Annotated in this window: 10 protein-coding genes; 8 read left to right on the top strand and 2 right to left on the bottom strand. The window is 66.7% G+C overall.

The window, feature by feature from the left end:
* The first annotated feature begins 105 nt into the window (after positions 1 to 105).
* The 4 genes from ligA to FDW81_RS06695 all read left to right on the top strand — a co-directional run bounded on the left by ligA (position 106) and on the right by FDW81_RS06695 (position 4290).
* Positions 106 to 2439, top strand: coding sequence for an NAD-dependent DNA ligase LigA (gene ligA / locus FDW81_RS06710; protein ID WP_138133363.1), 2334 nt, complete (start codon positions 106 to 108; stop codon positions 2437 to 2439).
* Positions 2436 to 3245 carry an inositol monophosphatase family protein gene (locus FDW81_RS06705; RefSeq protein WP_138133362.1) on the top strand — a complete coding sequence of 270 codons (810 nt, stop codon included), beginning with the start codon at positions 2436 to 2438 and terminating at the stop codon, positions 3243 to 3245. The genes ligA and FDW81_RS06705 overlap by 4 nt, the downstream gene beginning before the upstream one ends.
* 111 nt (positions 3246 to 3356) lie before the next feature.
* Entirely contained in the window at positions 3357 to 3860 is a 504-nt protein-coding gene (locus FDW81_RS06700) for a GNAT family N-acetyltransferase (protein ID WP_138133361.1), read from the top strand.
* A gap of 46 nt (positions 3861 to 3906) precedes the next feature.
* Positions 3907 to 4290 carry a RidA family protein gene (locus tag FDW81_RS06695; protein WP_138133360.1) on the top strand — a complete coding sequence of 128 codons (384 nt, stop codon included), beginning with the start codon at positions 3907 to 3909 and terminating at the stop codon, positions 4288 to 4290.
* A 1-nt stretch (position 4291) separates the two neighbouring features.
* On the opposite strand, the gene FDW81_RS06690 is transcribed toward FDW81_RS06695, so the two are convergent.
* Positions 4292 to 4954 (bottom strand): response regulator, encoded by a 663-nt coding sequence (locus FDW81_RS06690; protein WP_138133359.1) that lies wholly within the window; start codon positions 4952 to 4954, stop codon positions 4292 to 4294.
* Complete coding sequence (locus FDW81_RS06685) at positions 4947 to 6698, bottom strand: ATP-binding protein (RefSeq protein ID WP_138133358.1); 1752 nt, start codon at positions 6696 to 6698, stop codon at positions 4947 to 4949. Before FDW81_RS06685 ends, FDW81_RS06690 begins: the two co-directional genes overlap by 8 nt.
* Before the next feature lie 199 nt (positions 6699 to 6897).
* Here FDW81_RS06685 and FDW81_RS06680 point away from each other — a divergent pair, with 199 nt between their 5' ends.
* The 4 genes from FDW81_RS06680 to gatB all read left to right on the top strand — a co-directional run bounded on the left by FDW81_RS06680 (position 6898) and on the right by gatB (position 11909).
* A complete protein-coding gene (locus FDW81_RS06680) occupies positions 6898 to 8373 on the top strand; it encodes a CitMHS family transporter (RefSeq protein ID WP_138133357.1) in 1476 nt (491 codons plus the stop codon).
* A gap of 146 nt (positions 8374 to 8519) precedes the next feature.
* Positions 8520 to 8816, top strand: a complete 297-nt coding sequence (gene gatC, locus FDW81_RS06675) for an Asp-tRNA(Asn)/Glu-tRNA(Gln) amidotransferase subunit GatC (RefSeq protein WP_138133356.1) — start codon at positions 8520 to 8522, stop codon at positions 8814 to 8816.
* A gap of 4 nt (positions 8817 to 8820) precedes the next feature.
* A complete protein-coding gene (gatA, locus tag FDW81_RS06670; protein ID WP_138133355.1) occupies positions 8821 to 10401 on the top strand; it encodes an Asp-tRNA(Asn)/Glu-tRNA(Gln) amidotransferase subunit GatA in 1581 nt (526 codons plus the stop codon).
* Positions 10401 to 11909 carry an Asp-tRNA(Asn)/Glu-tRNA(Gln) amidotransferase subunit GatB gene (gene gatB / locus FDW81_RS06665; RefSeq protein ID WP_138133354.1) on the top strand — a complete coding sequence of 503 codons (1509 nt, stop codon included), beginning with the start codon at positions 10401 to 10403 and terminating at the stop codon, positions 11907 to 11909. Before gatA ends, gatB begins: the two co-directional genes overlap by 1 nt.
* The last annotated feature ends 181 nt before the right edge of the window (positions 11910 to 12090 follow it).

The following is a 12090-nucleotide window of genomic DNA, read 5'->3' as shown; positions in this document are numbered from 1 at the left end:
GTGGTCGCCGCCGGCATCCTGCTGATGGGGCCGGGACTGGCGATTGCCTTGTGGGGCAGGAACCGCCTCCGGGCACACTGGCGGGCAGTAAGGCAAGATAGGTCTGTGAGCACAGGACCAGGCACAGCAGACCAGACGGCAACCCGGACCCGCACAGCCAAGGACGGGACAGTCGCTGAGGGTTCACCCAAGGAACCCGAAGCCATTCCCGCAGAGTCGGTCCGCGAGGAATATGAGAACCTGGTGGACCTGGTCAGGAAATACCGGTTCGCGTACTACCAGGAAGACGCGCCGCTGGTTTCCGACGCCGAGTTCGATGCGCTCTTCCGCCGCCTGGAGGAGATCGAGGCGCTCCACCCCGAACTCGTGGCCAACGATTCACCCACCCAGGAGGTGGGCGGGGAAGTCTCCGCGGCCTTCGCGGCCGTTGAGCACCTCCAGCGGATGTACAGCCTGGAGGACGTCTTCTCCCTTGAGGAACTGGAAGCCTGGCTGAAGAAGGCGGAGGCCGGGATCCAGAAGCTCAGCAATGGAACAGCGCCCGCGGCGTGGCTGACGGAGCTGAAGATCGACGGACTGGCCGTTAATCTGCTGTACCGCGACGGCAAACTGGTGCGCGCAGCAACCCGTGGTGACGGGACCACCGGCGAGGACATCACGCACAACGTGCTGACCATCAAGGAGATCCCGCAGGAACTTAAGGGCGGGGGGTTTCCGGCGGAGATGGAAGTCCGGGGCGAAGTGTTCATCCCTTCCAAGGAATTCGCCGAGTTCAACGAGGCCCTGATCGAGGCCGGTAAGGCGCCCCTGGCAAATCCCCGAAACGCTGCGGCGGGTTCCCTCCGCCAGAAGGACCCGGCGGAAACAGCAAAGCGGCCGCTCAAGATGTTCGTCCACGGCATCGGGGCCCGTGAGGGGCTGGAGGCCGGCAGCCAGTCGGAAACCTATGCGCTGTTGAAGGAATGGGGCCTTCCCGTCAGCCCGTACTTCGAGGTGCTGGGAAGCCTGGAAGAGGTCCTGGCCTTCATCAAATGCTATGGGGACCAGCGCCACAAGCTTGTCCATGAGATCGACGGCATCGTCGTCAAGGTGGACGACTTCGCCACCCAGCGGGCCTTGGGCTACACCACCCGCGTACCGCGCTGGGCCGTGGCCTACAAGTATCCGCCGGAGGAAGTGCACACCAAGCTGCTGGACATCCAGGTCAACGTCGGCCGGACGGGCCGCGTGACGCCCTTCGGGCTCATGGAGCCGGTGAAGGTCGCGGGATCAACCGTGGAAATGGCCACCCTGCACAACCAGGACGTGGTCAAGGCCAAGGGCGTGAAGATCGGCGACATCGTGATCCTGCGCAAGGCCGGTGACGTCATCCCCGAGATCGTGGGACCGGTCCTCGCCCTGCGCGACCAGCAGGACCCGCCGGTCCGTGACTTTGTGATGCCCACCGAATGCCCCTCCTGCGGAACACCGCTGGCTCCTGCCAAGGAGGGCGACGTGGACATCCGCTGCCCCAACTCGAAATCCTGCCCGTCCCAGCTGCGCGAGCGGGTGTTCCACCTGGCCGGCCGCGGCGCCTTCGATATCGAGGCGCTGGGCTGGGAAGCCGCCATTGCGCTGACCCAGCCCGCCGAACCGGAGGTCCCCCCGCTGACCTCTGAAGCCGCGCTTTTCGACGTCACCCCGGAGGACCTGGCCGGCGTCCGGATCCGGCGGGAGAAGCGGTCCAAGGGCGTCCCCACCGGTGAGTACGAGCTGGTGCCCTACTTCTACAGCAAGGGCACCGCCAAGTCCCCGTCCAGGCCCACGGCCACCACGGAGAAGCTCTTCAAGGAGCTGGAAAAGGCCAAGAACCAGCCGCTCTGGCGGGTGCTGGTGGCCCTGTCCATCAGGCACGTGGGCCCGCGGGCTTCCCGTGCCCTGGCCACTGCCTTCGGGAGCATGGATGCCGTCCGCCGCGCTTCGGAGGAGGAGCTGGCGCATGTTGACGGCGTTGGCCCCACCATTGCCGCAGCTCTGAAGGAATGGTTCGCGGAGGACTGGCACCAGGAAATTGTGGACCGCTGGGCAGCGGCAGGGGTCCGGATGGAGGACGAGCGCGACGAGTCGATGCCGCGGACTCTTGAAGGTCTGACGGTGGTGGTGACCGGCTCCCTGCCGAACTTCAGCCGGGACGAGGCGAAGGAAGCGATCCTGGTCAGGGGCGGCAAGGCGGCAGGGTCGGTGTCCAAGAACACCAGCTACCTGGTGGCCGGGGAAAGCGCCGGCACCAAGCTGGACAAGGCGGAACAGCTGGGCATCCCCGTCCTGGACGAGGACGGATTCCGGAAGCTCCTGGCCGGCGGCCCGGCGGCCCTTTCGGACGGTGAAAGTGCCGAAGCGGACGCTTCCGAAACAGAACCGGCAGGCGCAGAACCGGCAGAAGCGGAGGCTGCCCGATGACCGGGGCCGCCGAGCTGCTGGAGGTGGCGAAGGCGGCTGCGGCAGCGGGCGCCCGCGTGCTGGCCGGCAGGAGCAGGGACGCGCTCCAGGAGAGCAGCAAGGGGGACGCCGGTGACTGGGTCACGGCATTCGATGTTGCCGCGGAGCACGCGGTCCGGGACGTAATTTCCGCGGCGCGGCCAGGGGACAGCATCACGGGCGAGGAACACGGAACCACCCGGCCCGAGGCCCCCACCGGCTACCGCTGGTCCATCGACCCCCTGGATGGCACCACCAACTTCATCCGCAACATCGTCTACTACGCCACCTCAGTGGCAGTGGCCGATGCCGGCGGCGCCTGGGTGGCGGGTGTCGTCAACGCCCCGGCGCTGGGCCGCGTCTACTACGCCGCGCACGGGCAGGGCGCCTGGCTTGAGGAAGGCGGCAGGGTCACCCGTCTGGAGGGGCCCGTTCCCGGCCGGAAGGGGCAGATCCTGGCCACTGGGTTCAACTACGATCCAGCCGTGCGTGCGGAACAGGCAGCGTTCTTCGCCGAACTGCTGGACGGCTTTGCGGACGTCCGGCGGCTCGGGTCCGCAGCGCTGGACCTGTGCCTGGTGGCGGACGGCACCCATGATGCTTTCGGTGAGCGCGGGCTCAACGAGCACGATTTCTCGGCCGGTGCGCTGATCGCGGAAGAGGCCGGGTGCTGGGTACGGCGCCCCCGCTTGACCAGTCCGCTGCATGGCGGGCCCACTGACGGGGAGCGGCTGGACGCCTGGACCTGCGCGGCCGGCCCGGAGCTCTCGGGCAGGTTCCCGCTCTGACGGCGCCCGCCGCGTTGTGCCCTGCGGCGAAGTGCGGCGCCGGGTGATAGTTCAGTCACGGAAAGCCCCCTTTTGCCCCGGGTTACTGTCCAGTACCACTACCATTGACGGGTGCAGCCGCAGATAACCGTCCGTCCCGCCGTCGAAAGGGATTTCGACGCCGTTGCCCGCATCACGCGTGATTCGTACCTTGCCGCGGGCTACTTCGACGACGCTGACCACCCGTACATGCGCAAAGTCCAGGACGTGGCCTTGCGCGCCGGCCAGGCTACCGTCTGGGTTGCCGAACGGGACGGGGAAGTCATCGGTTCGGTCACGCTGGCGCGGGCGGGGGAACCCTACGCGGACATAGCCCTTGATGACGAGCTGGAATTCCGGATGCTGGTGGTGGATCCGGCAGTGCAGCGCAGCGGTGCCGGCAAGGCGATGATGGCAGCGGTCCTGGCGCATGCCAGGGCACTGAACGGAGTCAAAGCGGTGTCGCTGACAACCGGGTCGACGTGGAAGAGCGCCCGCGGCCTCTACGACAAAACCGGCTTCAGCAGAGTCCCCGAGCGTGACTGGCTGGTCCCGGGCACTGACATAAAACTGCTGGTTTACCGGCTCAAAGTGTAGCCGCCCTACAGTGGTGCCGACCCAATCCAGCAGTGAAAGGCCCACCATGCGCAAAACCTTCGGCACCGGCTCCGTCTGGGAACAGACCCTCGGCTACTCCCGGGCCGTCCAGGTGGACAACACCCTGTACATCTCAGCCACCGCGGCCAGCGGCGAGGACGGGATCGTGGGGGATGACTTCTACACCCAGACGCAGTACATCCTGCAGAAGCTCGGCAAAGTCCTGGCGGACGCCGGTTTCGGCTACGAGGACGTGGTCCAGTCCAAGCTGTACCTGACGGACATCAGCAAATGGGAAGAGGCCGGCCGCGCGCACGGCGAGGTGTTCGGCGAGATCCGCCCCACGCTGTCACTGGTGCACGTCCTGCCCTTCCTGGATTCAGACATGCTGGTGGAGATCGAGCTGGTGGCCCAGAAGAGCGCCGGCTAGTTCACGAAGCGGGCAGGCCGTAGCGGTGCTCCGGCCTGCCCGTCGAGCCATACCGGAGCTGGATGTCTACTGCCCCGTCGTCTGCGAGGGAGGACAGGTACCGCTGTGCGGTGGCACGCGAAACCCCCACGCGGCCGGCCACCTCGGCCGCCGAGTACTGTTCGCCGGGCTCCAGCGACTCCAGCACAGCTGCTTCCGTTGCCGAACGTGGCTTTGACGACGGGGTGACGTCACCCGGGATCAAGGCCCGCTTTGCGCGTTCCACCGCGTCCTGGTCGAGGGCCCCGGGCTGGCCCAGCAGGCGCCGGTAGCGGGCGTACGAGCGCAACTGCTGGGACAGTGCCTCAGAGGTGAACGGCTTGAGCAGGTAGCCGAGGGCGCCGCGGCGGAACGCGGCGCGGACCGACGCGGCGTCAGAGGCTGCGGTCAGCATTATGGTGTCCACATCCAACTGCTGGAGCAGGTCCAGTCCGGAGGCATCCGGGAGGTAGACATCGAGCAGCACCAGGTCCGGCCGCAGGCTATGGATGGACTGCAGGGCAAGTGACGCCGTGCCCGCCGGGGCCAGCGCCAGGAATCCCGCCACCGAATCCACGTAGGCGGCGTGGAGCTTGGCCACGTGGAAGTCGTCGTCCACGATGAGCACCCGAAAGTCGTCAGGCATTGTTGTCCTTTCCTGCTGTCCCTGAATTTTTCCTGCCCGCCGACCCGGCAATGGTCCGGGGCAGGGTGGCCATGAACACCGCACCCGGTCCGCCCCTGGTGCCCCGATCCAGCACCTTGACATCCCCGCCGCGGCGCCGCGCGAGCTGACGTGCCAGGGCCAGGCCAAACCCGTGGCCTCCGGCACCGCCGCCATTCCTGGAAAGCGGGCCGGATGCGGTGGTGAAGCCTTCGGCGAAGATCTCCTCGGGATCCGTTCCCTCCGCCAGCCCGTCACCGGAGTCAGCGACGACGATGTGCAGGGTGCCGCCGTCGTCGGCCGGCTCGTCCAGTGCCTCCACCTCCACCCAGCGGTCCGCCGAGGTGCCGCGCACCGCGGCGTTGACCGCGTTGTCGATCAGGTTGCCGAGCACTGTGGTGACGTCCTGGGCCTCGGCAACCTGCCCCCGGACCAGGGTCTCGGGGCCGATCCGCAGCGCCACGCCCCGCTCGTCAGCCTCAACGCCCTTCGCGCCCACGAAGGCCTGCAGGTACGGGTCCTGGAGGAGTTCGGCCTGGTCAACCGGGAACTTCAGGGGACCGGTGGCCGCCAGCTGGGCCAGGTACTCCCGGGCCTGCCGGTGCTGGCCGATACTCATGAACCCGGCAATGGTGTGCAGCTGGTTGGCGAACTCGTGGCGCTGGGCCCGCAGCGCCGTGGACATGGTTCCCACGGCGTCCAGCTGGTTCGTGAGCTGCTGCAGTTCCGTCCTGTCGCGGAGCATCACCACCCAGCCCAGGTCCTCCCGGCGGTGCAGGGCCTTGCGTGCGTTGGCCACCAGGACCCGTCCGCCGGCCACAAGTTCCAGCGCATCACCATGATCTGTGCCATTGCCGTGGAGGGAACCCTGACGGGTCAGGGACTTCAGCTGGTCCGGTACGGGCGCATCCTCCCAGCGGCTCCCGGCCAGGTCCGGCAGGCCCAGCAGCCGCTGCGCCGCGGAGTTGAAGACGCTGATCCGGCCGTCGGCTGAAACCCCGATCACGCCGTCGTCCACGCCTTCAAGCACGGCCACCTGGTCATGGACCAGCGTGCTGATCTCCTCAGGCTCCAATCCCAGCGTCAGCCGCTGCAGCCGGCGGCGCAGCAGGAACGACCCCAGCACACCGGCCAGGAGCGCGCCGGCGGCCGTGACGGCTACCGGACCGATGTCGCGGGCCAGGCTCTGTCCTACTGTTTCCATGGAGTAGCCCACGCTGACTTCACCCACAACCGTGGTGCCGTCAGGAGCGTAGACGGGAACCTTCGCACCCGCTGACGGCCCCAGCGTTCCGGTGTTTCTGGTGGTGACCTCCCGGCCGGCCAGGGCCTCGGAGGGATCGGTGCTCACCTTTTCGCCGAGCCGCTGCGAATCAGGGTGTGCCAGCCGCAGGCCGGTCTCGTCCGTGATCACCACGAACAGTGCGCCGGTACGCATCCGTGCAGCTTCCGCCGCTTCCATGAGTGGTCCCACGGCCAGCTGGGACGGCGGGGGAGTCCCGGTTTGCCGGCTGATGGCCAGCACGTCTGCCCGGACGGAGGCGTCCGACGCCACGGTACGGGCAAGGGTCAGCGCCTGGTTTTCCGCCTCACTGCCCACCCTGTCGTAGGTCAGCCATGCGTGCACGGCCGCGCTGAACACCACAACGAGCAAAACCACCGACAGCTGCAGCAGCAGGGTCTGGGTGGAGAACCGTAACGGCCGGCGGGGCGCGGAACGCTGCATGATCCTCCTCGATGTGGTACTGCCCAGTGGCGGCAGGCCGCAAAGTGCGGCAATAAGCCCGTGAGCAGAATGAGCAGAATGCTCCCAATAAGCAGTATGCCAATCAATTGAGCCAAAGGCACGGCCGTGACCGCGCCCACCCTACAGTCTGTAGCACGCATCACAACGCTGTGGTGCCGTTCACAAGAAGGAGCCGGCTGTGCTGGTAATACTTGGATTCGCCATGATCGCGGTATTCATGGTGCTGATCATGACGAAAAAGTTGACGCCAGTGCTGGCGCTGATCATCGTCCCCACCGTTTTCGGACTTTTCGCCGGTGCCGGCCTCGGTATGGGCGACATGGTCCTGGATTCCATGAAGTCCATGACCTCCACCGCAGCCCTGCTGATGTTCGCCATCATCTACTTCGGCCTGATGATCGACGTCGGGCTGTTTGACCCGCTGGTGAAGTTCATCCTTCGCAAGCTGGGCAACGACCCCGCCAAGGTGGTCCTGGGCACCGCCCTGCTGGCTGCCGCAGTGTCCCTGGACGGCGACGGCTCCACCACCTTCATCCTCACCACCGCGGCCATGCTGCCGATCTACCTCCGGCTCAAGATGAGCCCGGTGGTCCTCACCTGCGTGGCCGGCCTCGCAAACGGCACTATGAACATCGTCCCCTGGGGCGGCCCCACGGCCCGCGCCGCCACCGCGCTGGAAATCGACGTGAACGACGTCTTCGTTCCCATGCTCCCGTCGCTGATCGCCGGCGTCGCCGTGGTCCTCGCCTTTGCCTGGCTGCTCGGCATCCAGGAGCGCAACCGCCTCCGCGCCACCCAGCCCGAGATCTGGGCAGTGCCGGATACCGCTGAAGCGTTCGACGGCGGCGCTCCCGCCGGCGGCACCGGAACCGGACGCGGACGCAAGGGCTCCAACCCCGGCGGAGCAGCCCCCGCCGTCGGCGGTCTCTCCCCGGAAGGTTCCTCCGTGGCCGTGCTGGACCGTCCCGAAGAGCTGGTGGACGACAGTGACACTGCCATGGCGGACACCGCCCTGGATCCCAACCGCAGCACCCTGCGCCCCAAGCTGTTCTGGTTCAACCTGGCCCTGACAGTGGCGGTCATGGGCATGCTCATCGCCGACCTCGTGCCCCTGCCGTACGTCTTCATGGTGGGTTCCGCCATCGCCCTGCTGGTGAACTTCCCCAACGTCAAGGACCAGGGCACCCAGCTCGTGGCCCACGCCCCGTCGATCGTTGCAGTTGTCAGCATGGTGATGGCGGCAGCCGTCCTGACCGGTGTCCTCACCGGCACGGGCATGGTGGAGGCAATGTCCGCCTGGCTGGTCCAGATCATCCCGTCCAGCATGGGCCCGTTCATGGCAGTCATTACCGGCGTCCTCAGCATCCCCATGACGTTCTTCATGAGCAATGACGCCTTCTACTTCGGCGTGCTTCCCGTCCTGAGCGAAACCGCCGGCCACTACGGAATCAGCGCCGCTGAAATGGCCCGCGCGTCCATCACCGGCCAGCCGTTCCACATGCAGAGCCCGCTGGTTCCCGCCATCCTGCTCCTGGTGTCACTGGCCAAGGTTGACCTCGGCGACCACCACAAGAAGGTCCTGTGGCGCAGTGCAGTAGTGTCCCTGGTCATGCTGGGAATAGGCATGCTGACTGGAGCCATCGGTATCGGTTAGTCTGTAGCTGCCTGTGGTCCCTGCCCCTGGCCGGGACCTCGGCGTAAAGGTGCCCGTCTGACGCCCGCTGGGGGTCGTCAGACGGGCATCTTTGTTTCCCCACTAGAATGGATCGGAAACCAATTCGAACTTTGCAGGGGAGATCCATGGCTGCGATCAACCGTGACGACGTCGCGCACCTCGCGCGGCTCGCTCACATCGAGATGAGTGCTCAAGAGCTGGACAGGATGGCCGGAGAACTCGCCGTCATCGTTGATTCGGTCAAATCCGTCAGTCAGGCCGCCGGCGACGACGTGCCGGCAACGTCCCACCCGATTCCGCTGAGGAACGTGTTCCGCGATGACGTGGTGGGCCACACCTTCACCGCCGAGCAGGCGCTGTCCGGTGCGCCGGATTCCGAAGACAACCGATTTAAGGTCCCGGCCATCCTGGATGAGGCATAAGCACATGACTGAAACCAACGAACTGATCCGCCTCTCCGCCGCCGCGCTGGCAGAAAAGCTGGCCGCCGGCGAGGTAACCTCCGTAGAAGCCACCCAGGCATACCTGGACCGGATCGCGGAAGTGGACGGAGGCGAACGCGGCATCAACGCCTTCCTGCACGTCAACGCCGAGGAAGCGCTCGCCGTCGCCGCCGAAGTGGACGCCATCCGGGCAGCAGGCGGCGCTGAAGCAGAAGCACTCCATGTCCTGGCTGGCGTTCCCATCGCCGTAAAGGACCTTATCGTCACCATCGGCCAGCCCACCACGGCCGGCTCGAAGATCCTTGAAGGCTGGCACAGCCCCTACGACGCCACCGTCGTGGAGCGCCTGCGGGCAGCCAAGATGCCCATCCTGGGCAAGACCAACCTGGACGAGTTCGCCATGGGCTCCTCCACCGAGCACTCCGCCTACGGCCCCACCCGCAACCCCTGGGACCTGGACCGGATCCCCGGTGGGTCCGGCGGCGGTTCGGCTGCCGCCGTCGCGGCCTTCGAGGCTCCGCTCGCCCTCGGCACGGACACTGGCGGATCCATCCGCCAGCCTGGCGCCGTCACCGGCACGGTAGGCGTGAAGCCCACCTACGGCAGCGTGTCCCGCTACGGCGCCATCGCCATGGCCTCGTCCCTGGACCAGATCGGCCCGGTATCCCGGACCGTCCTGGACTCCGCGCTCCTGCACCAGGTCATCGGCGGGCATGACCCCCGCGACTCCACCTCGCTCCCGGACCCGCTGGCCGACCTGGTGGCGGCTGCGAAAACGGGCAACGTCGAGGGCCTGCGGATCGGCATCATCAAGGAGCTGCACGGCGAGGGCTACCAGGCCGGCGTGGAGAACCGCTTCCGGGATGCCCTGGAGCTCCTCAAGGAGGCAGGTGCGGAAATCGTTGAGGTTTCCTGCCCCAACTTCCAGTACGCCCTGGGCGCCTACTACCTGATCATGCCGTCCGAGGCGTCCTCCAACCTGGCGAAGTTCGACGGCGTCCGGTACGGCCTGCGCGTCCTCCCCGAAGAGGGCGCCATGACCATCGAGCGCGTCATGGGCGCCACCCGCGCCGCCGGCTTCGGCGATGAGGTCAAGCGCCGCATCATCCTGGGCACCTATGCCCTGAGCGCCGGCTACTACGACGCCTACTACGGCTCGGCCCAAAAGGTCCGCACCCTGGTGCAGCGCGACTTCGAGGCGGCCTTTACCGTGGCCGACGTCCTGATCTCGCCCACGGCCCCCACCACGGCCTTCCCGCTTGGCGAGAAGCTGGACGATCCGCTGGCGATGTACCTCAATGACGTCGCCACAATCCCCGCCAACCTGGCGGGGATTCCGGGGCTGTCCCTGCCCGGCGGCCTGGCGGACGAGGACGGGCTGCCCGTAGGTATCCAGCTGCTGGCCCCGGCCAAGGAGGACGCCCGCCTGTACAGGGTGGGCGCCGTGCTGGAGTCGCTGCTGGAAGCGAAGTGGGGCGGCCCGCTGCTGCAGAGCGCCCCGGACCTGGCCGCCGCGGTGGCCGGGCCTGTTGAGACCCTTGTTGGAAGCCAGGAGGCAAAATAATGAACACTGACGCAATCCTGAGCTTCGAAGAGGCCATGGAGAAGTACGATCCCGTCCTGGGCTTTGAGGTCCACGTGGAGCTCAACACCAGGACGAAGATGTTTTCCTCCGCTCCGAACGTTTTCGGTGACGAGCCCAACACGAACGTCAACGAGGTGGACCTCGGCATGCCGGGCGTCCTGCCGGTGGTCAACAAGACTGCCGTAGAGTCCTCAATCAAGATCGGCCTGGCCCTCAACTGCAAGATTGCCGAGAGCTGCCGGTTCGCCCGGAAAAACTACTTCTACCCGGACACTCCCAAGAACTTCCAGACGTCCCAGTACGACGAGCCCATCGCGTACGACGGCTACCTGGACGTCGAACTCTCCGACGGCACCGTGTTCCGGGTGGAAATTGAGCGCGCGCACATGGAAGAGGACGCCGGTAAACTGACGCATATGGGCGGAGCCACCGGCCGCATCCACGGTGCGGACTTCTCCCTGGTGGACTACAACCGCGCCGGCGTCCCGCTGGTGGAAATTGTCACCAAGCCCATCGAAGGCGCCGGCTCCCGCGCGCCCGAGCTGGCCAAGGCCTACGTTGCCGCCATCCGCGAGATCGTCAAGAACCTGGGCGTCTCCGACGCCCGGATGGAACGCGGCAACGTGCGCTGCGACGCCAACGTCTCGCTGCGTCCGCACGGCCGTGAAAGGTTCGGCATCCGGTCCGAAACCAAGAACGTGAACTCGCTGCGCGCCGTCGAACACGCCGTCCGCTACGAGATCCAGCGCCATGCAGCCGTCCTGGAAGCCGGCGAGCCGGTCATCCAGGAAACCCGCCACTGGCACGAGGACTCGCGCACCACCACCTCGGGCCGCGCCAAGTCCGACGCCGACGACTACCGCTACTTCCCGGAGCCGGACCTGGTACCTGTGGTACCGTCCCGTGAATGGGTGGAGGAACTCCGCGCCACCCTGCCCGAGCCGCCGGCCGCCCGCCGCAAGCGCCTGCAGGCCGACTGGGGCTACTCTGACCTCGAATTCCGTGACGTGGTGAATGCCGGCGTCATGGATGAGATTGAGGAGACCATCGCCGCAGGTGCTTCGGCTTCGGTTGCGCGCAAGTGGTGGATGGGCGAGATCGTTGGCCGTGCCAAGGCTGCTGACGTTGATCCCGGCCAGCTGGGTGTCCAGCCTGCCACTATCGTGGAGCTCGCCCGCATGGTGGAGGACGGCAAGATCAACAACAAGATGGCCTCCCAGGTACTCGACGGCGTCCTCGCTGGCGAAGGTACCCCGGCGGAGATCGTGGAGAAGCGCGGCCTGGCCGTGGTCTCCGACGACGGACCCCTGCTCGAGGCCATCGACGCTGCCCTGGCAGCCCAGCCCGGTGTCGCGGACAAGATCCGGGGCGGCAAGGTCCAGGCCGTCGGCGCTATCGTGGGCGGGGTCATGAAGGCAACCCGCGGGCAGGCCGACGCCGGCCGCGTCCGCGAGCTGATCCTGGAGAAGCTGGGCGTAACCGTTTAGTTCATCGCACCCACTGGGTCGCACACAGCGTCGCGAAAGCGCGTTTTGAGGACGTTAAGTGCGGCCCAGGTGGGCTTTAAGTACTCGGGTCGGCGCCCCAAGTACTCAGGTTCTTGGGGTGGAAAAGTACTTATGTTCAGCGGCGCATCCTGGTCCTACACTTGACCGCACGGGACCGGAT

Source organism: Pseudarthrobacter sp. NamB4, from assembly GCF_005796185.1.
GTDB lineage: Bacteria > Actinomycetota > Actinomycetes > Actinomycetales > Micrococcaceae > Arthrobacter.
This window is presented reverse-complemented; position numbering and strand designations above follow the sequence as displayed.

Excerpts from the sequence above, each read along its gene's own strand:
- FDW81_RS06690 (WP_138133359.1), bottom strand. The coding sequence starts at position 4,954 with ATGCCTGACGACTTTCGGGTGCTCATCGTGGACGACGACTTCCACGTG.
- gatC (WP_138133356.1), top strand. The coding sequence starts at position 8,520 with ATGGCTGCGATCAACCGTGACGACGTCGCGCACCTCGCGCGGCTCGCT.
- FDW81_RS06685 (WP_138133358.1), bottom strand. The coding sequence starts at position 6,698 with ATGCAGCGTTCCGCGCCCCGCCGGCCGTTACGGTTCTCCACCCAGACC.
- FDW81_RS06705 (WP_138133362.1), top strand. The coding sequence starts at position 2,436 with ATGACCGGGGCCGCCGAGCTGCTGGAGGTGGCGAAGGCGGCTGCGGCA.
- gatB (WP_138133354.1), top strand. The coding sequence starts at position 10,401 with ATGAACACTGACGCAATCCTGAGCTTCGAAGAGGCCATGGAGAAGTAC.
- FDW81_RS06695 (WP_138133360.1), top strand. The coding sequence starts at position 3,907 with ATGCGCAAAACCTTCGGCACCGGCTCCGTCTGGGAACAGACCCTCGGC.
- gatA (WP_138133355.1), top strand. The coding sequence starts at position 8,821 with ATGACTGAAACCAACGAACTGATCCGCCTCTCCGCCGCCGCGCTGGCA.